We start from the raw sequence: 18,822 nt of genomic DNA, 5'->3' as shown, positions 1-18,822 counted from the left end.
GGCACCGCCGGAAGGTCGACCTCGGCCACCGTCAGGCCCAGCCCGAACCCGCCACCGATGAACACACCCCGAACCTAGACACCGGGTACGACAGTTCCAGGCCGCTGAGCAGCCAGGACGCCGGACCCGGCCGGCGAGACGACGGGGCGGGACCACCCCGACCGCAGCGGCGGCAAGCGCTCAGGCGGGGCGCAGGACGGCGACGAGGAAGTCCGACTCCGGGGTGAAGGGGCGCAGGTCCCAGGTGGCCAGGAGGAGGTCCGGCGTCCACCCGGCGGCACGGGCGTCGTCGAGGAACTCGTCGAACGCGTAACCGCGGCCGGCCCCGAAGCCGATCGCCGCCCGGCCGTCGGCCGCCACGTGCCGCCGCAGCCGGCCGAGCACCGTGCGGCGGGTCGAGGGAGCCAGGAACGTCATCACGTTGCCCGCGCACACGATCGCGTCGAACGGATCCGGCAGGCCGAGTGCCGGGAGGTCGAGTTCGGCGAGGTCACCCACGAGCCACCGCGGTCCCGGGTGGTCGTCCTCCGCCGCCGCGATGAGCACCGGGTCGACGTCCACCCCGACGACCTCGTGTCCGACGCCGGCCAGCCAACCGCCCACCCGGCCCGGGCCACAGCCGGCGTCCAGCACCCGCGAGCCCCGCGGCAGCATCGCGTCCACGAGACGCGCCTCGCCGGCCAGGTCGACGCCCTGCTCCGCCATCGTCCGGAACCGCTGGACGTAGGCCGTCGAGTGACCAGGGTCCTCCCGGGTCATCCGCACCCACGCGCTCTGCTCGGTCATGCACCCTCCGCCCCTCGGTCGGTCCATGATCTCGGATCCGCCGGATCGCCACCGCACCGGCACCTCGGCCACAGAGCACCGGCACCTCGGACACAGAGCACCGGCACCTCGGACACAGAGAACTGTCAGACCCCCGGCGCAGGGTGGGGTCAGGCGATCCACAGGGGGCCGCCGGACGGGAGACGACATGGGGCTCAGCACGGCCGAGCGCAGGATCCGGCGACGGATGGGGATCCCTCCGGCGACGCCACCACCCGACCCGGGGCTGACCACCGACCTCGCCGTCCGGGTGGCCACGGCAGCGGTCGCCGAGCACCCGGGCACCTCCGCGGTCCGGGTGGAGGTGGCCGAGCCCGGCCGCTACACCGCCCACCTCGTGACCGGCGACGGCGACCGGGTGGTCGTCCGGCTGGACGACCGCCTCACGGTGCTCGGCTGGATCACGCCGGCTCGCTGACCCGCCAGTCGGGCGGCTCCGCCGGGTGCAGCGCGGGGTCGTCGGAGCGCAGGGTGCGCACCGGTCCCGGCTGGGTTAGCGGGCCCTCGAATCGCACCGTCACCCGGCCCAGGCCCCGGCCCCACACCCAGCCCGCACCCAGGTCGTCGTGGCGGACGTCCTGGCCCGGCCACCACCGGGCCTCCGCGGTCACCGGCTCCACGGGCTCCTCGGGCGCCGGACTCCCGTCCGCGGCGGGGACGTCGTCGAGCTGGGGGGCGTCGTCCTCGGCGAACAGGTCGCCCTGCGCGTAGGGAGACAGCCCGGAGACGCCGACGCCGAGCAGGCGCAGGCCACCCTGGGTGCCGGCGGCGGTGAGCAGCCGCCGGGCGATGTCCGAGATGGCCCGCGCGTCGTCGGTCGGCTGGGCCAGCGTCTGCGACCGGGTGAGCGTGGTGAAGTCGTAGCGGCGCAGCTTCAGCGTCACCGTCCGCCCCGACAGCGCCGAGTCGCGCAGCCGGGCCGCCACCCGCCCGGCCATCGCGTCGATCTCACGGTTCAGGACGCCGACGTCGGTGAGGTCGCGCTCGAACGTCTCCTCCTGCGAGACCGACTTGGCCTCGCGGTCGGCGACCACCGGCCGGTCGTCCTCGGCGCGGGCCAGCGCGTACAGCCCCGAGCCGTGTGCCCGCCCGGCCAGGGACACCAGGTCGGACAGCGACCGAGCCGCGAGGTCGCCGACGGTCCGGACGCCGATCTGGTGCAGCCGCTCCGCGGTGGCCGGTCCCACCCCGCCCAGCCGGGTCACCGGCAGCGGGTGCAGCACCGCCAGCTCGCCGCCCGGGGGGACGACGACCAGCCCGTCGGGCTTGTCGAGGTCCGAACCGATCTTCGCCATGAGCTTCGACGACCCGATGCCGACGGAGCCGGTCACGCCGCCGGTCGCCTCGGCGATGGCCTCCTTCAGCCGGTGCCCGATCGCGGTCACCCCCTCGACCGACAGGTCGTGTCCTGGGTGGTCGGGGGCGGAGACGGCGAGGTCGACGTAGGCCTCGTCGAGAGACGCCGGCTCCACCAGCGGGGACAGCTCGCGGAGCAGGCCCATGACGACGTCGGACGTGCGCCGGTAGGCGCTGAACCGGCCGCCGAGGAACGCCGTCCCGGCCGGACAGCGACGCCGGGCCTCGGCCGTGGACATCGCCGAGCGCGCGCCGTAGGCCCGGGCCTCGTAGGACGCCGTCGCCACCACCCCGCGGCCGCCCACCCCGCCGACGACCACCGGCCGTCCGCGCAGCGACGGCTTGTCGCGCTGCTCGACAGCGGCGAAGAAGGCGTCGAGGTCCAGGTGCAGGATGCTCGCTTCCCGCCGCACGCCCGCACCTCCTCGCAGTCGCCGCGCCGACCCGTCGTCGCGCGTCCCGATGCCCAGGGCGCCCGTGGCCACACCACTGGACGACCGGACGCCGGGGTCGAGATCCTGCCCCGGATCGACGGCGCCGATCCGGAGGGAGTCCGCTCATGACCGTCCCTGAGGCATCCACCACGCGGCACACCGCACACGGCGGGGTCCGGCACGGCGCGCTGGTCGCCTACCGATGGGTCCTGGCGGCGCTGCTGGTGGACATCGCCGTCCAGTTCTTCCTGGCCGGGCTCGGGGTGTTCGGCGGCGGCTTCGACGCCCACGTGGTCAACAGCATCGTCGTCTCCGCACTGGCCTTCGTCGTGCTGGTCCTGGCCCTGGTGGCGCACGTGGGCACCCGGGACGTCGTCCTGGCGGCGGTGCTCCTCCTGCTCGTGGGCCTCGTCCAGAGCGTGTTCCGGGGCCTGGCCGACGAGGGCGCGTTCTGGGGCGGCCTGCACGCCCTCGACGGGCTGGTCATCCTGGGCATCACCGGCTTCCTGCACGGCACGGCGATCCGTCGGCTCCGCAGCACCCCGCAGCCCTAGGCCGGCTCAGCCCTCGGTCAGCGCGGCCGGCGGCAGCCAGTCGGCGTCGAGCAGTTCGGCGATCTCCCGCAGCGAGGTGGTGTCCGCCCCGGCGGTGGAGCCGCTGACCGCCAGCCGCGCCACCATCACGCGCGCCACCTGCTCCTCCACCGTGTCCTCGGCGAACGCCACCCGCCACGGCGAGACCTGCCCGTCCCGGTGGGTGCGGCCGGTGACCTGCCGGGCCTGGATGCCGGAGAACCGTGGCTGGTGGAACAGGCCCACCCGCGGCGCGGTGGAGCCGGGGACGCCCGAGGGCAGCAGTTCGCCCGCGTGCAGGCTGATCGAGGCGGTCACGGTGAACACGCACACCGGCGACGCGCCGGTCTGGAAGCGCAGCCGCTCGGCCTCGACGTCGAAGCGGTCCCGGCCGTAGACGGCCGACACGGCGATGCCCGAGTCCATCAGCGCCTCCCGGATCGGATCGGCCGCCGTCTCCACGAACTCGACCGACACCGCGACCTGGCGCTCGGCCTCCACCTGTGCCTTCACCCAGTCGACGGTGGCCTGGACGCGGATGAGCCCCGCCTTCTGCCGGAACCGCAGCAGCGCCGCCCGGCCTCGAGCGGACTGCCGGGCCCGCCGCGCCAGCTGCATCTCGGCCCGGAACTCCGACCACTCCGACTCGTACGCAGCCCGTTCGGCGGGCGTCAGGGCCACCGGCGTCCCGGTCACCGACACCGGCCCCCACGGCGCTGGGCGGTGCAGCGTGGCCGGCGGGTCGCCGTCGGCCAGCCAGCCCTGCAGCCGAGCGAGGTCGGCGCGGCGCTCGTCGGCGTCCTCGGTCCAGGCCCAGCCGTACCGGCCACGTTCCACGTGGAACCCGTGCGCGGCCAGCCGGCCGGGCAGGTCGGCCCAGGAGCGGAGTGGCTCCCCGTGCCGAGCGGCGAACTGCGGCGCCAGGTAGGGCAGCTCCAGCGGGGTGTGCGCCGGGGTCGCGGTCGCGGCGATGACGAACGGCGCGTCCTTCGCGCGGCCGCCGCCGGAGACGGCCTTCCAGTGCTTCCACCGCTCCGTGGTCGTGTGCCGGACCATGTGCGCCTCGTCGGCGATCACGACGTCGAACCGCAGGCGGGCGACCTTGGCCAGCCGGTCCCAGGTGGTGACGCACCAGCGGATGCCGCCGTCGCCGAAGCCGGCGATCGAGCGGGTCCAGTGCGGGATCGTGATGGCCGCCGGGCGGTCGGCCACCACCAGGACGGTCGAGACGTCGCGCTGCTCGGCGATCGCCTTGACCGCGAGGACGGCGGTCCCCGTCTTGCCGACGCCGGGGTCGTCGCCGAGCAGGAACACCCGGTGGCCGGCCGCCGCGGAGGCCGCGACCACCTCCGCGCCGTCGCACTGGAGGTCCCGCGGCGTGAGCGGCCGGGCCAGGGGGATCGGGCGCGGCTTCTCGTTGAGCTCGTCCTCGAGGAAGCGCTCGAAGGTGTACGGCGGCGGGTCGTAGGGGGCCAGCTCGGGCGGCAGCTCGGCGCCGACCCACACGTGCGCCTGCAGGTCCGCGTGCCAGACGGCCCCCGGGGCGGGGGCGCGGAAGGGGACGGCGAGCACCCACACCCGCTCCCCCGGTCCGGCGACGGGCCGCTCCGGTGCCGCCGTGGCGGCGCGGCGCGGGGTGGGCCGGGGACGGGAGGTCGTCGCGGTGCGGTTCGTGCTCGTCGCTCGGGTGGTCGGCCGGCGGCGCCGTCCGGGCATGGGTGTGCTCCCCTCGGTCGCACGCGACGGTAGGTGGGACCAGCGACCGGATCTGGTGGAATCGCCGGGTGGCGGCGAACTCCGAGGACCAACGGCTGCACTCGCGCACCCTGGGCGAGGCCGGTCCGCGGGTGGTCTTCGTGCACGGGCTGTTCGGGCAGGGCCGCAACTGGACGACGATCGCCAAGGGCCTGGCCGGCGACCACCGGGTCACCCTGCTCGACCTGCCCAACCACGGGCACTCACCGTGGACCGACCGGGTCGACTACCTGGACATGACCGAGACGGTCGCGGCGGAACTGGGCTCCTTCGGCGAGCCGGTGACCCTGGTGGGGCACTCGATGGGCGGCAAGGTGGCGATGCAGGTCGCGCTGCGGCACCCTGGCCTGCTGCGCGCGCTGGTCGTGGTGGACATCGCCCCCACGGAGTACCCCGTGTCCGGCAGCCGCACCGACGACCCGGACGAGGAGGCCGCGCCGTTCGCCGCGTTCATCGCGGCCATGCGGGGGCTGGACCTCGAGGCGCTGACCAGCCGGGACGACGCCGACGCCGCACTGCGGTCCGCCGTCCCGAGCCGGATGGTGCGCTCGTTCCTGCTGCAGAGCCTGGTCCGCGAGGAGGGCGGCGGGGGCTGGCGCTGGCGGCTGAACCTCGAGCTGCTCGAGCGCGACCTGGCCGCGCTGCGCGGGTTCCCGGAGCCGCCTCCGGGCGCGACCTTCGACGGGCCGGTGCTGTGGATCGCCGGTGCCGACTCCACCTACGTGCTGCCGGAGGACCGCCGGCGCATGGAGCAGCTGTGCCCGGCCACCCGGCTGGTGCGGGTGAAGAACGCCGGCCACTGGGTGCACTCCGAGCAGCCACGCGTCTTCTCGGAGGTGCTGCGCCGGTTCCTCGACCACGTCGAGGGGTGACCCCCTCCCGCAGCTGCCCGGCCCGGTCGATGAGGATGGCGGTGGGTGGTGGGTGACGCAGCGGGAACGCGCGCCGGCGCCGCGGACGGACGGACACGACGGGGGACGCGCGGATGACGCAGGGACACGGCGGACGGCACGACGGGGTCGACGGGCCGGTGTGGGACCCGCAGGGCGGCCCGCCAGCCGCAGCGGCCGGGCCGGCCGGGCACCACTGGGCGCCCCAGCCACCACCTCCACCGGGCGCCGTCTTCCCAGGGCCGTACGGGTACCCGTACGGCCCGCCGTACGGGTACCCGTACCCGCCGCCGCAGCGCACCAACGGGCTCGCCATCGCCTCGATGGTGCTCGGCATCCTCTGGCTCTACTGGATCGGGAGCATCCTGGCGCTGGTCTTCGGCTACGTCGCGAAGAACCAGATCCGCGAGCGGGGGGACGCCGGCGGCGGCATGGCCACTGCCGGGATCGTGCTGGGCTGGGTGGGCGTGGGCGTCTTCGCGCTGGTGCTGGTCGCGGGGATCGCCTCGAGCGCCTAGGGCTCGGCTCGCGGCGGGGCGGCCGGTCGCGCCAGGATCGGTCCATGACCGACCCGCGTGCCGGACAGCCCGCCGCCGCCAGCGACCTGGTGGACGTCGCCTCGCTGGTGACCGCCTACTACACGCTCGACCCCGATCCGGCCGACCCCGCCCAGCAGGTCGCCTTCGGTACCAGCGGCCACCGCGGGTCGGCGTTCGACGCCGCGTTCAACGAGGCGCACATCCTCGCCACCACGCAGGCGATCTGCGAGTACCGGGCGGCGCAGGGGTACGACGGGCCGCTGTTCGTCGGCCGGGACACCCACGCCCTGTCCGAGCCGGCCTGGGCCAGCGCGCTCGAGGTGCTGGCCGCCAACGACGTGACCGTGCTGGTCGATGCCGCGGACGGGTACACGCCCACGCCCGCGGTGAGCCACGCGATCCTGCGGGCCAACCGCGGCAAGGCCGTCCGCCCGGGCACCTCCGGCCTGGCCGACGGGATCGTCGTCACCCCGTCGCACAACCCGCCGCGCGACGGCGGCTTCAAGTACAACCCGCCCTCCGGCGGCCCGGCGGACACCGACGCCACCAGGGTCATCGCCGACCGGGCCAACGAGCTGCTGCGGGCCGGGCTGGACGGCGTCCGGCGCGTCCCGTTCGCCCGGGCCCGCGCCGCCGCCCAGGCGCACGACTTCCTCGGCGACTACGTCGACGACCTGCCGAGCGTGCTCGACCTCGACGCCGTCCGGGCGGCCGGGGTGCGGATCGGGGCGGACCCCCTCGGCGGCGCCAGCGTCGACTACTGGGGCGCGATCGCCGAGCGACACCGCCTGGACCTCACCGTCGTCAACCCGCTGGTGGACCCCACGTGGCGGTTCATGACGCTGGACTGGGACGGCAAGATCCGGATGGACTGCTCCTCGCCCAGCGCCATGGCCTCGCTGATCGGCAAGCGCGCGGACTTCACGATCGCCACCGGCAACGACGCCGACGCCGACCGGCACGGCATCGTCACCCCCGACGGCGGCCTGATGAACCCCAACCACTTCCTCGCCGTCGCGATCTCCTACCTCTTCTCGCACCGGCCCGAGTGGGGGCCGCAGACCGCCGTCGGCAAGACGCTGGTGTCCTCCTCGCTGATCGACCGGGTGGTCGCGGGCCTGGGCCGGCGGCTGGTCGAGGTGCCGGTCGGCTTCAAGTGGTTCGTGCCGGGGCTGCTCGACGGGTCGGTCGGCTTCGGCGGCGAGGAGTCGGCCGGCGCCTCGTTCCTGCGCCGGGACGGCGGCGTCTGGACGACCGACAAGGACGGCATCCTGCTCGCGCTGCTGGCCAGCGAGATCCAGGCGGTGACCGACCGGTCGCCGTCCCAGCTGCACGCCGAGCTGACCGCCCGGTACGGCGAGTCGGCCTACGCGCGGATCGACGCCCCGGCCACCCGCGAGCAGAAGGCCGCGCTCGGGAAGCTCGCGCCGGAGGCGGTGACCGCGACGGAGCTGGCCGGTGAGCCCATCACCGCCAAGCTGACCCGCGCGGCCGGCAACGACGCCGCCATCGGCGGGCTCAAGGTGACCACCGAGAACGCCTGGTTCGCCGCCCGGCCCTCCGGCACCGAGGACGTCTACAAGGTGTACGGGGAGTCCTTCCTCGGACCCGACCACCTGGCCCGGGTGCAGGACGAGGCCAGGGCCGTCGTCACCGCCGCGCTGGGCGGATGACGTGGACGTCGTCGAGCTGCTGCGGGAGCTGGTCGGCCGCGGCACGGTCTCGGGGGACCCCGGGCCGCAGCGCGACGCGCTCGGCACGGTCACCGAGCTGCTCCGCGGGCGGGCGCCGCACCTGCAGGTCACCGAGGGCCGTGACCCCGACCACCCCTGGACGCTGCTGCGGACGCCGACCGATCCCGGCCGGCCGCAGCTGCTGCTCGCCTGTCACGTCGACACCGTCCCGGTGCCCGACCCCCGCGCCTGGACCCACGACCCGTTCGGCGCCGAGCTCGACGGCGGCCGGGTGTGGGGCCGCGGGGGCAGCGACATGAAGGCCGGCCTGGTCGCCGCGGTCGCCGCGCTGGCCGCCGCCGACCCGGAGACGCCGGTGGCGCTGCTGCTCACCAGCGACGAGGAGATCGGCTCGAAGGGGGCGCAGGCGGCCGCCGACGCCGTCGCCGGGCAGTCGATCGGCGCGGTCGTCGTCCCGGAGGCGACCGGCAACCAGGTCGTCCTCGGTCACAAGGGCGCCCTGTGGCTCGCCGTCCGGACGGCGGGGCGGGCGGCGCACGGCAGCACCCCCGAGCGCGGGCACAACGCCGTCCTCGACCTCGTCGCACTGCTGGCGCGCGCCGGCGGCTCCCTGCCGCTGCGCAGCGACCCGTTCCTCGGCACCGAGACGTGGAACCCCGGCGTCGTCGCCGGCGGCACGGTGCCCAACGTGGTGCCCGACCGGGCGGAGGTGCTCGTCGACATGCGCACGGTCGGGGAGGGCGGCGACCTGCTGGCGTGGTGGCGGGGCCAGCCCGAGGTGGCCGACGTCGAGGTGCGCGTCGACCTGCCCCCCGTGGGGACCCCCGCCGACGACCCGTGGGTCGCCGGGCTGCCCGCGCCCGTGCTCCCGGCGCCGGCGACCTACTTCACCGACGCCTCGGTGCTCGGCCAGGTGGTCGGTGGTGCGCCGATCGTGGTGTGGGGGCCCGGGACGCCGGCGGTCATGCACGCCGTCGACGAGTACGTGGAGCTCGCCGAGCTCGAGCAGGCCGCCGTCGCGTTCACCGACGTCGTCGCCCGCTGGCCCTAGCTCAGGCCGGGTGCCGTCCGGCGGGCGACCTCTGGCACAGCGCGCCGTACCAGCCGAGGCCCTCGTAGGTCTCGTAGCCGGGGGTGCGGGCGAAGCCGACCGTGCCGGCACCGTCGTCGTAGCTGCCGCTCCCCGCGCCACCGGTGCGCAGCTCCAGCCGCTCGGTGAGGACGCCGGCGCCGTCGGAGGCCGCGATCACGCGGCCGGTCGCGTCCAGCAGCAGCGCGCGCGTGGTCGCGCGCTCGTCGGGGGCCAGCCGGAGACCGTCGAGGACGGCGCGGGTCTGCGGTTCCCAGTCGAAGAAGACGCCGAGGGTGCCGATCACCTCACCGGTGGTCTCCCCGCCGCGGCGCACCGCCGTCGCGTAGGTGGCCACGGTCGCGTCCAGCGCGGCCGAGACGGTGACGTCCTCGACGACGTAGCTGTCCCCGTCTGCGGTGGCCATCGCGTCGCGGAACCAGCTGCTGCCGCTCGCGTCGCTGCCCACCACCCGCGGATACCGCCCGGGGGCGGCGTTGGCCAGCACCCGGCCGGAGCGGTCGGTGATCCACAGGTCCAGGTAGACGGTGTAGTTCCGCAGGATCACCGCCAGCCGGCGGATCGCCTCCGCGGCCGCCGGCCCTCCGGGGTGCGACTCGTCCGCCGCGGCGACCACGGCGGCGTCGGTGGCCCACCACCGGACGTCGCAGGTGCGCTCGTACAGGTTGCGGTCGATCAGCTCGACGGCGTTGAGGGCGAGGTCGGCGAGCCGCTGCCCGCGGACCTGCGACACCAGCCGGGTGCCCAGCTCGTGCAGCTCGGCGACGGTCGGGCCGAGCTCCGCGGACAGCTGCTCGGAGATCCCCGCGGCCCGCTCGGCGATGTCCTTGACCTCGGAGGCGACGACGGCGAACCCGCGCCCGGCCTCCCCCGCCCGGGCGGCCTCCACGAGCGCGTTGAGCGCGAGCATCCGCGTCATCCGCGCGATCGTGTCCAGGTCGCGGAGGCGGGACGACGATTGCGCCTCCACCCGCTCGGCCAGGGCCACCACTCTCTCCGGCACGAGGGGGTTGTCGGCGGGCAGGGGACGCCCGTTGAGCGCAGCGTGTGACATCGGCGTGAACATCCGCATCACCTTCGATGCACTGCTGTATCCGATACAGTCGTGCATCGTGACCGTCGACCTGGAGCGGCCCAAGCGCCGCCGGGCCGTCACCGTGGAGCTGCTGCTCGACGCCGCCCTGGAGACCTTCGCCGAGGTGGGCTTCGCCGCGGCCAGCGTGGAGGACATCTGCCGCCGCGGCGGGTTCACCCGAGGCGCGTTCTACTCCAGCTTCCGCACCAAGGACGAGCTCTTCGCCACCCTCTACGCCCGGGAGACCGGCCGGGAGCTGGCCCGGGTCGAGCAGCAGCTGGCCGGCATCGAGACCGAGCGGGACCCGGTCGCCGCCGCTGTCGAGCGCTGCCTGGCCACCTTCCGCGCCGACCGCGCCTGGGTCCTGGTGCACACCGAGTACGCCCTGCACGCCGCCCGGCGCCCCGAGGCGGCCGCCGCCCTCCGGGAGCACACCGCGGCGCTGCACGACCGGCTCACCGACCTCATCGAGAGCGCCACGGCCCGGGTGGGTCTGCGCCTCACCGTCCCGGCCGGGCAGCTGGCCCGCATCCTGCTCGCCCTGCACGACGGCGTCGTCGTGGCGCAGGCCACCGACACCGCCGGCTCCGACGCCGGCTCGTCCCCCGCCGGCGCCCCCTCCCCCGGCCTCGAGCACACCGCGCTGCTGCTCCTGCTGCGCGCGGCCGTATCCGACTGACCCTGGAGTCCTCACCCATGAGTTCCCTGCTCGCCCGCCTCGGCCGGGCCGCCTACCGCTCCCGCCGGCTCGTGGCCGCGCTGTGGGTGCTCGTGCTGGCCGCCGTCGTCGCCGTCCTGGTCACCGTTGGCGGGCAGTTCGACGACCGGTTCACCATCCCCGGCTCGGAGTCCCAGGCCGCGCTGGACCGGTTGGGTGAACTCCAGCCGGCGGCGGCCGGGGCCGGCGCGCAGATCGTCTTCGTCGCCCCCGAGGGGGCGACCGTCGCCGAGCCGCGGTACGCCGCCGCGATCGGCGAGGTCGTCGCCGCGGCCGCGCAGGCGCCGCAGGTCGCCGTCGTCGCCGACCCGTTCACCAGCCAGGCGCTGACCCCCGACGGTCGCGCGGCGCTGGCCAGCGTGCAGTACACGGTGCAGCGGGAGGGCCTGGACGAGGGCAGCCTCGACGCGCTGCAGGAGGCGACCCAGGCCGCCGAGGACGCCGGGATGGAGGTCGCCGTCGGCGGCAACGTCTTCGGCACCACCGGCGTCGCCATCGGGCCCACCGAGTTCGTCGGGGTGGCGGTGGCCGTCCTGGTCCTCGTGCTCACCTTCGGCTCGCTGCTGGCCGCCGGGATGAACCTGCTGACCGCGATCGTCGGCATCGGCGTCGGCCTCGGTGGCCTGCTCGGGATCTCCGGCCTGATCTCCCTCTCGTCCACCGCGCCGACGCTCGCGCTGATGATCGGGCTGGCCGTGGGCATCGACTACGCGCTGTTCATCCTGTCCCGGCACCGATCCCAGCTGGCTGCCGGCATGGACCCGGAGGAGTCCGCGGCACGGGCCACCGGCACCGCCGGGTCGGCGGTGGTCTTCGCCGGCCTCACCGTGGTCATCGCGCTGTCCGGGCTGTCGGTGGTCGGCATCCCGTTCCTCACCGTCATGGGTCTGGCGGCCGCGGCCACGGTGCTCGTGGCCGTCGTCGTCGCGCTCACCCTGCTGCCGGCCCTGCTGGGTTTCGCCGGCACCCGGCTGGCGCCCAAGCCGGGGTCCCGGGCCGCCCGGCGGGAGGCCGCGACGGTCACCGGCGGCGGTGCGGGCCGCTCGATGGGTGAGCGCTGGGCCGGCCTGGTCACCCGCCGCCCCCTGGTCACCGTCCTGGTCACGGTGATCGGCCTCGGCGTGCTCGCCATCCCGGCCGCCGGGCTGCAGCTGGCCCTGCCCGACAACGGCGCGGCCGCCGAGGACAGCCCGCAGCGGCAGGCCTACGACCTGGTGAGCGAGACGTTCGGCCCGGGACTCAACGGCCCCCTCGTGGTGCTCGTCGACGGCCTGGACCCCGCCACCGCCCAGCAGGCCGCCGGCCAGGTCGCCGTGGCCATCGGGGGCACGCCCACCGCGACGCCCGGCCAGTTCGAGGGCGGGCTGGACGACGTCGCCTACGCCGCGCCGTCCGTGCTGCCCGAGGGCACCGCCGCGCTGGTCACCGTCGTCCCGGAGAGCGGTCCGCAGGAGCAGGCGACCAGCGACCTCGTCGCCGCGCTGCGCGACCTCGCCCCCGAGCTGGAGGAGCAGACCGCTGCGGACGTCGCGGTCACCGGCCAGACGGCCGTGGCCATCGACGTCTCCGACCGGCTGGACGACGCGCTCATCCCCTTCGCCCTGGTCGTCGTCGGTCTCGCGGTGCTCCTGCTGCTGCTGGTCTTCCGGTCGGTGCTGGTGCCGGTCAAGGCCGCCGTCGGCTTCCTGCTGTCGGTGGCCGCCTCGTTCGGCGCGGTCGTCGCGGTGTTCCAGTGGGGCTGGCTGGCCGACGTCTTCGGGGTCCCGACGACGGGGCCGATCATCAGCTTCATGCCGGTCATCCTCATGGCCGTGCTGTTCGGGCTGGCCATGGACTACGAGGTCTTCCTCGTCTCCCGGATGCGGGAGGAGTACGTGCACGGCGCCGAACCACGGGCCGCGGTGCTCGCCGGGGCGCGGCACGCCTCCCGGGTGGTCGTCGCCGCCGCGCTGATCATGTTCTCGGTCTTCGCCAGCTTCGTCACCATCGAGGACGTCGTGGTCAAGGCGATCGCCTTCGGCCTGGCCGTCGGCATCCTGCTCGACGCCTTCGTCGTCCGGATGACGCTGGTGCCCGCCGTCCTCGCGCTGCTGGGCCGGTCGGCCTGGTGGCTGCCCCGCTGGCTGGACCGCGTGCTCCCCGACCTCGACGTCGAGGGAGCCCGGCTCGCGCCCGCCGCACCCGCGCCTGAACACCGGGAACCGCAGCCGGCGGCACACTGACCCCATGCAGGGCGACGATCAGCAGGAGTGGGACGCCGTTCCGCCGGGGCAGCCCGGGTACGGCGTCCCGCCGGGGTACGGCCCGCCGCCCGGGTACGGACCGCCACCGGGATACGGCCCGCCCGGGTACGGGCCCCCGCCCGGGTACGGGCCGCCACCCGGCTACGGCGCGCCGGCCGGGTACGGGCCGCCACCCGGCTACGGCGCGCCGCCCGGGTACGGGCCGCCACCCGGCTACGGCCCGCCGGCCGGGTACGGCGACCCGCCGGGCTGGCGGTGGCCGTCGGTCCCGGCCTCCTGGCCGGAGGGGCCGGCCCGGCCCGGGGTGGCCACCGCGGCGGTCGTGCTCGGCTTCGTCACCGGCGGGCTGACCGCGCTCGCTTCGCTGGGCTTCCTGATCGCCGTGACCGCCGGCGGTGAGGACGACGCCGCCACCGTGCTGCTCGTGCTCGGCCTGCCCTGCGCGGCCGGGATGATCGCCGGTGCGGCCCAGCTGCTGCAGCGCCGCCCGCCGGGCCTGCTGTTCGGCTCGGCCGCGGCCGCCGTCGGTGTGCTGCTGGTGACGCTCGTCGTGGGGCTGGTGACCTTCGACCAGTCCGACGACGTGGTCGGCCTGGTCGTCTTCCTGGTCTTCGCCTCGGTGCTCCCGGTCCTCACCGCGGTCTTCGCCCGCCTCCCCCGCACCACGGGCTGGGCGGCCGCGGGCCCCGGGAGCCGCTGAGCCAGCAGCGCTCCACGTCAGTGCCGGCGGGTCGCCTTGTCGGCGTACATCGCGTCGTCGGCCTCGCGGACCAGCAGCTCGAAGGCCAGCTCGGGATCGGTGCCCCCCGCGACGGTGCCCAGGCCGATGCTCATGCCCAACGGGATCGTCACGCCGTCCACCTCGAGCGGCTCGGTGACGGTGTTCCGCAGCCGCTCGGCCAGCGCCTCCGCGTCTGCCCGGGAGGTGTTCTCGCACACGATGCTGAACTCGTCGCCCCCGACGCGGGCCGCGGTGTCGCTGGCCCGCAGCACCGAGGTGAGCCGCTCGGCGAAGGCGACCAGCACCTCGTCGCCCACCGGGTGGCCGTGGTGGTCGTTGATCGCCTTGAAGCCGTCGAGGTCGATGCCGAGCACGCAGGTGGGGGTCCGCTCCCGGTGGCCGCGCTCCAGGGCGTGCCGCAGCCGGTCGCCGAAGAGGATCCGGTTGGGCAGCCCGGTCAGCGGGTCGTGCAGCGAGCGGTGCACGAGCGCGGCCTCCAGGGCCTTGCGCTCGGTGATGTCCTCGACGATGGCCACCACGTGCGGCGGGTCGCCCTCCGGCGTCGCGTCCACCCACGACGAGGTGACCTGCACCGGCACCAGGCTGCCGTCGCTGCGGACCAGCCGGGTCTCGTGCCGCATCGTCCGCCGCCGTTCGACCAGGTCGGTGTAGGCCTCGGCGGTCGCCATCGAGTCGTCGGGGTGGATGAGGTCGAGCACCGCGCAGCCGTAGAGCTCGTCGGGTGTCCGGCCGAGCATCGCCCCGAAGGCCGGGTTCGCGTCGACGAGCCGCCCGGACGGGGTCGCCAGCACGATGCCCATCGGGGCGTTCGCGAAGGCGCTCCGGCGGTCGGCCGGGGGCAGCGTGCCCGCCGTGTTCGTCACGTCCCACCTCCGTCCCGGACATCCTGCGGCATCCCGCGGACATTCCTGCAGGTTCTCGACGCGCTAGGTGCCCCGGGCAGTTCCACGTGGAACGTGGGAACGGAGCAGGATGGTGGTCCGACGCCGCCGCCGGACGAGGGGACCGACCGTGAACGAGTTCGACCTGGTGCTGCCGGCCGCCGTGGACATCCGCGAGGTGGGCATGCGCGACGGTCTCCAGCTGGAGGCCCCGGTGCCGCTCGACGCCAAGCTCGAGATGCTGGAGGCGTTGGTGGCGACCGGCGTCCGGCGGATCGAGGCGACGTCCTTCGTCTCGCCCAGGGCGGTCCCCGCTCTCGCCGACGCGGACGCCGTCGCCGCGGAGCTGTCCCGCTGGGGCGACGTGCACTGGTCGGCCCTGGTGGCCAACCCCCGGGGCGCGGTGCGGGCGGTGGACGCCGGCGTGGCCGACCTCGAGTACGTCGTCTCGGCCTCCGACGGGCACAGCCGGGCCAACGCCGGCCGCTCCACCGCGGAGGCCCTCGGCGCCGTCCCGGAGATCGCCGGGCTCGCCCACGGTGCCGGCGGGTCGCTGGAGGTCGTCATCGCGACGGCGTGGGACTGTCCCTTCGACGGGCGGACCCCCATCGGCCGCACCGTCGACGTCGCCCGCGCCGCGGTCACCGCCGGGGCCGACCAGCTGTGCCTGGGCGACACGATCGGGACGACGGTCCCCCTGCGGGTGGTCCTGCTGCTCGACGCCGTCCGGCGTGCCTGCCCCGGCACCCCCGTCGGCGTCCACTTCCACGACACCCGGGGCACCGGCCAGGCCAACGCGCTGGCCGCCGTCCAGGCCGGGGTCACCCAGCTGGACTCCTCCGTCGGCGGCCTCGGCGGCTGCCCGTTCGCGCCCGGGGCGAGCGGCAACATCGCCACGGAGGAGCTGGTCTACCTGCTGGAGGAGTCCGGCGTGCGCACCGGTCTGGACCTCGACGCCGTCCTGGCTGCCGCCCGGGTCACCGAGCACGCCGTGGGCCACGAGTTGCCCAGTTCCCTGTACCGCGCCGGCGGGCGCTCGGTCCCGCGCGGGGACGCCGTGGTTGGGTCGACCTCATGAGCGAGCCGGGAGCAGGGCCGGACGGCGCGGTGGAGGTCGTGGACCCCCTCGTCATGCGCGAGGTGCTGGGGCACTTCGCCTCCGGCGTCACCGTGGTCACCGCGCTGACCGACGCCGGGCCGATCGGCTTCACCTGCCAGTCGTTCAGCTCGCTGTCCCTGGACCCACCGCTGGTGGTGTTCGCGCCGGCCCGCACCTCGCAGACCTGGCCGCTGCTGCGCGCGTTCGGCCGGTTCTGCGTCAACGTGCTGGCCGAGGACCAGACCGGGCTGTCGGGTGCCTTCGCCCGGTCCGGCGGTGACAAGTTCGCCGGCGTCCACTGGCGGCCCAGCCGCACCGGGCAGCCGGTCCTCGACGACGTGGTGGCCTGGATCGACTGCGAGCTGTGGGCCGAGTACGACGGGGGCGACCACACCCTGGTGGCCGCCCGCGTGCTCGACCTGGGCGCCGACGCCCGGCGCCGCCCGCTGCTCTACCACCGGGGCGCGTACGGCCTGCTGGGGACCGCCGACGGCTGAGCCCGGACGCCGCCGCGGGGCTCAGCCGAAGCGGACCGCGATCAGTGCGACGTCGTCCCGGCCGTCGAGGGGCCCGGCCACCGCGACGTCGCACAGCTCGCGGGGGCCGGCGGGAACCGGGGCGGCGGCCAGGCGGCCGACCAGCTCGGAGATGCCGGCGTCCAGATCGGTGCCGGGCCGCTCGATCAGCCCGTCCGTGTAGGCCAGCAGGGTCGTGCCCGAGGGGACGTCCAGGACGACGGTCTCCCGGGCCGCGTCACCGACGCCGACCAGCATGCCGCTCACCTCCGACAGCACCCGGATCGCACCCCCGGGTTCGCGCAGCAGCAACGGCGGGTGCCCGGCGTTGGCCACGTGCAGCCGCCACGGTGCCCCGGCAGCGGTGGGAGGGACCGCGCGGACGTAGACGAGGGTGGCCATCGAGGCGACCCGGAGCCCCTGCACCAGCCGGTCGACCCGCGCCAGCACCGCGCCCGGGTCGGGATCGGGCGCCTCCCACACGCAGGCCCGGATGAGCCCCCGCAGGTGCCCCATGGCGGCCGCGGCGGCGACGTCGTGCCCGACGACGTCACCCACGACCATGCCCACCGCGCCGTCGGGCAGCTCCAGCAGGTCGTAGAAGTCCCCGCCCACGTCCGCGGCGGTCGAGGCGCTGACGTAGTGGGCGGCCGACTCCAGCCCCGCGATGTCGGGCAGCTCCGGCAGCAGGGAGCGCTGCAGGGTGTCCGCGACGGTCTGCTCCTGCTGGTACAGCCGGACGTTGTCCATGGCCAGGGCGGCCCGGCGGGCGAGGTCCTCGGCCAGGTCGACGTCCTCCCGGGTGAACGGCCGGTCGGCGTCCCTGCGGGTCAGCAGGATGGCCGCGCGCGTCCGGCGGCGGGCCACCATCGGCAGCGCCAGGACCGAGGCCGCGCCCAGACGGGCGAAGGCGTCGCGGGCGGCGTCGCTGGCGAAGATGCCGGCGAGCTGCTCACCGGCGTCCGCGACCAGCACGGCGCGGGAGGTCGCGATGCTGCGCCGGGTCGGGGAGCCCTCCGGCAGCTGCTGCACGTGCCGCGCGCTGAGCAGCCGCAGGTCCGCCTCCCGCCCGTCGCGGTGCCGGAACGCGGTCTGCTGCACCGCGCCGGTGTCGTCGACGACGGTGATGAACGCCCAGTCGGCCAGCAGCGGGACGCAGAGCCCGGCCAGGCGCTCGAGCAGGTCGGTGAGGTCCAGCGTGGCGATCAGCGTGCTCGTCGCCTCGGCCATGAGCGCCAGCCTGCCCTGCGCGCGCTCTGCCTCGGCCCGCGCGTGCTCGGCGTCGGCCCGGGACTGCTCGGCGGTCGCCCGGGCCAGCTCGGCCTCCTCACGGGCCGTGCGCTCGGCGGCGAAGGCGGCCTCCCGTTCGCGCTCGACGCGGACCCGCTCGGTGACGTCGGTCTGCACGCCGACGAAGCTGACCAGCCGGCCCTCCCCGTCGAAGACCGGGCTGATCGACAGCTGGTTCCAGAAGGCGGTGCCGTCCTTGCGGTAGTTGAGCAGCGTCACGCTGACGGGGCGCTCCCCGGCCAGCGCGGCGCGGATCGTGTCGACCGCCTCCGGTGCGGTCGCGGGACCCTGCAGGAACCGGCAGTTGCGGCCGACGGCCTCCGCGTACTCGTACCCGGTGAGCCGGGTGAACGAGGGGTTCACCCAGATCAGCGGGTCGTCCGGTTGCCGGGGGTCGGTGATCGTGAAGGTCATGTCGGTGGCGATGACCGCCCGGTCACGCAGGGCCTGCAGATAGCCCTCCGCGTCGAGCTCGTCGTCGGGCGCCTCGACCTCGAGCAGGACGACGAGGGACAGCTGCTGGGCGCTGCCCGGCCCGCTCAGCGGGAACCCGGTGACCCAGAGCACCCGGTCGCTGCGGCCGTCGTCCTCTGCTGCGCGGCCGGCCTCCGAGCTGCGCCCCGGCGTCAGCATCACCGCCTCGCCGGCGACCGGCTGGCCCTGCGCGACCAGCGACAGCGGCCCACTGCTGGCGGCCAGCGGCCGGCCACCCAGGTCGGTCAGCCCGGCGGCTGCGCCCCAGCCGTCGATGTCCACCGGCAGGCCGACGTTGCCGGCCATCTCGACCGCCGCGGTGTTGGCGTAGGTGACCGTGCCGGCGCCGCGGTCGATGACCAGCACCGCCACCGGGACGTCGGCGAGCACCCCCGGCAACGCCGCCGTCCCCCCGCCGCCGTGCTCCAGCCCGGAGACGACGGCGGTCGCGGCGGTGACGATGCCGGCCGGTCCGGCCCCGACGGCCTCGAGCGGGGGGTGGACGCCCGACGTGTCCTGTGGACGTCCCCGCTCGGCCGGCACGGGGGCAACAGTAACCGTGCGGGTTCGGGTCGATGCCTGTCGCACCGCGCTGACCAGTGCGGGAGTGCCGCGAGGTGTGGACGGCGG

At 75.4% G+C, this 18,822-nt stretch carries 17 protein-coding genes; 11 read left to right on the top strand and 6 right to left on the bottom strand.

All coding sequences use genetic code 11. From position 1 onward, the window contains the following. Positions 1–180: 180 nt before the first annotated feature. Positions 181–786: a class I SAM-dependent methyltransferase gene (locus tag GCU56_RS22530; RefSeq protein ID WP_163484429.1), complete on the bottom strand. Its 606-nt coding sequence runs from the start codon at positions 784–786 to the stop codon at positions 181–183. A gap of 226 nt (positions 787–1,012) precedes the next feature. Here GCU56_RS22530 and GCU56_RS22525 point away from each other — a divergent pair, with 226 nt between their 5' ends. Continuing rightward, a complete protein-coding gene (locus GCU56_RS22525) occupies positions 1,013–1,243 on the top strand; it encodes a hypothetical protein (protein ID WP_163484428.1) in 231 nt (76 codons plus the stop codon). Here GCU56_RS22525 and GCU56_RS22520 read toward each other — a convergent pair. Next, on the bottom strand, positions 1,227–2,594 hold the full coding sequence (locus GCU56_RS22520) for a DNA polymerase IV (RefSeq protein WP_163484427.1): 1,368 nt from the start codon (positions 2,592–2,594) through the stop codon (positions 1,227–1,229). The two genes, GCU56_RS22525 and GCU56_RS22520, sit on opposite strands and share 17 nt — an antisense overlap. A gap of 146 nt (positions 2,595–2,740) precedes the next feature. Between GCU56_RS22520 and GCU56_RS22515 the strand changes: the two genes are divergently transcribed. After that, positions 2,741–3,169 carry a DUF6220 domain-containing protein gene (locus GCU56_RS22515; RefSeq protein ID WP_163484426.1) on the top strand — a complete coding sequence of 143 codons (429 nt, stop codon included), beginning with the start codon at positions 2,741–2,743 and terminating at the stop codon, positions 3,167–3,169. A gap of 6 nt (positions 3,170–3,175) precedes the next feature. Here GCU56_RS22515 and GCU56_RS22510 read toward each other — a convergent pair whose 3' ends face one another. Beyond that, positions 3,176–4,903: a helicase gene (locus GCU56_RS22510; RefSeq protein WP_163484425.1), complete on the bottom strand. Its 1,728-nt coding sequence runs from the start codon at positions 4,901–4,903 to the stop codon at positions 3,176–3,178. A 68-nt stretch (positions 4,904–4,971) separates the two neighbouring features. On the opposite strand from GCU56_RS22510, the gene GCU56_RS22505 reads away from it, so the two are divergent. The 4 genes from GCU56_RS22505 (at position 4,972) to GCU56_RS22490 (ending at position 9,116) form a co-directional block, all read left to right on the top strand. After that, positions 4,972–5,814: an alpha/beta fold hydrolase gene (locus GCU56_RS22505; RefSeq protein ID WP_163484424.1), complete on the top strand. Its 843-nt coding sequence runs from the start codon at positions 4,972–4,974 to the stop codon at positions 5,812–5,814. Positions 5,815–5,927: 113 nt separating this feature from the next. Then, the gene (locus GCU56_RS22500) at positions 5,928–6,350 is read left to right on the top strand and encodes a DUF4190 domain-containing protein (RefSeq protein ID WP_163484423.1); all 423 of its coding nucleotides are present in this window, start codon (positions 5,928–5,930) and stop codon (positions 6,348–6,350) included. A 44-nt stretch (positions 6,351–6,394) separates the two neighbouring features. Beyond that, positions 6,395–8,044 carry a phosphoglucomutase (alpha-D-glucose-1,6-bisphosphate-dependent) gene (gene pgm, locus GCU56_RS22495; RefSeq protein WP_163484422.1) on the top strand — a complete coding sequence of 550 codons (1,650 nt, stop codon included), beginning with the start codon at positions 6,395–6,397 and terminating at the stop codon, positions 8,042–8,044. Between the two features lies 1 nt (position 8,045). Then, a complete protein-coding gene (locus GCU56_RS22490) occupies positions 8,046–9,116 on the top strand; it encodes a M20/M25/M40 family metallo-hydrolase (RefSeq protein ID WP_163484421.1) in 1,071 nt (356 codons plus the stop codon). Between the two features lies 1 nt (position 9,117). On the opposite strand, the gene GCU56_RS24915 is transcribed toward GCU56_RS22490, so the two are convergent. Further along, complete coding sequence (locus GCU56_RS24915) at positions 9,118–10,209, bottom strand: methyl-accepting chemotaxis protein (RefSeq protein WP_275586027.1); 1,092 nt, start codon at positions 10,207–10,209, stop codon at positions 9,118–9,120. Between the two features lie 58 nt (positions 10,210–10,267). Between GCU56_RS24915 and GCU56_RS22480 the strand changes: the two genes are divergently transcribed. From GCU56_RS22480 to GCU56_RS23575, 3 genes are read left to right on the top strand one after another with little or no spacing between them, the layout of a single operon-like run. Then, positions 10,268–10,909: a TetR/AcrR family transcriptional regulator gene (locus tag GCU56_RS22480; RefSeq protein WP_345772017.1), complete on the top strand. Its 642-nt coding sequence runs from the start codon at positions 10,268–10,270 to the stop codon at positions 10,907–10,909. A 17-nt stretch (positions 10,910–10,926) separates the two neighbouring features. Beyond that, positions 10,927–13,170: an MMPL family transporter gene (locus tag GCU56_RS22475; RefSeq protein ID WP_163484418.1), complete on the top strand. Its 2,244-nt coding sequence runs from the start codon at positions 10,927–10,929 to the stop codon at positions 13,168–13,170. 4 nt (positions 13,171–13,174) lie between these two features. Further along, a complete protein-coding gene (locus GCU56_RS23575; protein WP_204332672.1) occupies positions 13,175–13,891 on the top strand; it encodes a hypothetical protein in 717 nt (238 codons plus the stop codon). A gap of 17 nt (positions 13,892–13,908) precedes the next feature. On the opposite strand, the gene GCU56_RS22465 is transcribed toward GCU56_RS23575, so the two are convergent. Next, positions 13,909–14,796, bottom strand: a complete 888-nt coding sequence (locus GCU56_RS22465) for a diguanylate cyclase domain-containing protein (RefSeq protein WP_163484417.1) — start codon at positions 14,794–14,796, stop codon at positions 13,909–13,911. Positions 14,797–14,944: 148 nt separating this feature from the next. Between GCU56_RS22465 and GCU56_RS22460 the strand changes: the two genes are divergently transcribed. Beyond that, positions 14,945–15,892, top strand: a complete 948-nt coding sequence (locus GCU56_RS22460) for a hydroxymethylglutaryl-CoA lyase (protein ID WP_345772016.1) — start codon at positions 14,945–14,947, stop codon at positions 15,890–15,892. Beyond that, entirely contained in the window at positions 15,889–16,410 is a 522-nt protein-coding gene (locus tag GCU56_RS22455) for a flavin reductase family protein (protein ID WP_163484415.1), read from the top strand. Before GCU56_RS22460 ends, GCU56_RS22455 begins: the two co-directional genes overlap by 4 nt. Before the next feature lie 21 nt (positions 16,411–16,431). Here the strand turns inward: GCU56_RS22455 and GCU56_RS22450 are convergent, their stop codons facing one another. Beyond that, entirely contained in the window at positions 16,432–18,735 is a 2,304-nt protein-coding gene (locus GCU56_RS22450; RefSeq protein ID WP_163484414.1) for a SpoIIE family protein phosphatase, read from the bottom strand. Between the last annotated feature and the right edge of the window lie 87 nt (positions 18,736–18,822).

Source organism: Geodermatophilus sabuli, assembly GCF_010686765.1.
Lineage (GTDB): Bacteria > Actinomycetota > Actinomycetes > Mycobacteriales > Geodermatophilaceae > Geodermatophilus > Geodermatophilus sabuli_A.
Note: the sequence above shows the minus strand (reverse complement) of the source record. Positions and strands in the feature narration are given on the sequence as shown.

Bases quoted from the DNA above. Each gene is read 5' to 3' on its own strand.
- pgm (WP_163484422.1), top strand. From the start codon at position 6,395: ATGACCGACCCGCGTGCCGGACAGCCCGCCGCCGCCAGCGACCTGGTG.
- GCU56_RS22515 (WP_163484426.1), top strand. From the start codon at position 2,741: ATGACCGTCCCTGAGGCATCCACCACGCGGCACACCGCACACGGCGGG.
- GCU56_RS22525 (WP_163484428.1), top strand. From the start codon at position 1,013: ATGGGGATCCCTCCGGCGACGCCACCACCCGACCCGGGGCTGACCACC.
- GCU56_RS22500 (WP_163484423.1), top strand. From the start codon at position 5,928: ATGACGCAGGGACACGGCGGACGGCACGACGGGGTCGACGGGCCGGTG.
- GCU56_RS23575 (WP_204332672.1), top strand. From the start codon at position 13,175: ATGCAGGGCGACGATCAGCAGGAGTGGGACGCCGTTCCGCCGGGGCAG.
- GCU56_RS24915 (WP_275586027.1), bottom strand. From the start codon at position 10,209: ATGTCACACGCTGCGCTCAACGGGCGTCCCCTGCCCGCCGACAACCCC.
- GCU56_RS22530 (WP_163484429.1), bottom strand. From the start codon at position 786: ATGACCGAGCAGAGCGCGTGGGTGCGGATGACCCGGGAGGACCCTGGT.
- GCU56_RS22510 (WP_163484425.1), bottom strand. From the start codon at position 4,903: ATGCCCGGACGGCGCCGCCGGCCGACCACCCGAGCGACGAGCACGAAC.
- GCU56_RS22455 (WP_163484415.1), top strand. From the start codon at position 15,889: ATGAGCGAGCCGGGAGCAGGGCCGGACGGCGCGGTGGAGGTCGTGGAC.
- GCU56_RS22475 (WP_163484418.1), top strand. From the start codon at position 10,927: ATGAGTTCCCTGCTCGCCCGCCTCGGCCGGGCCGCCTACCGCTCCCGC.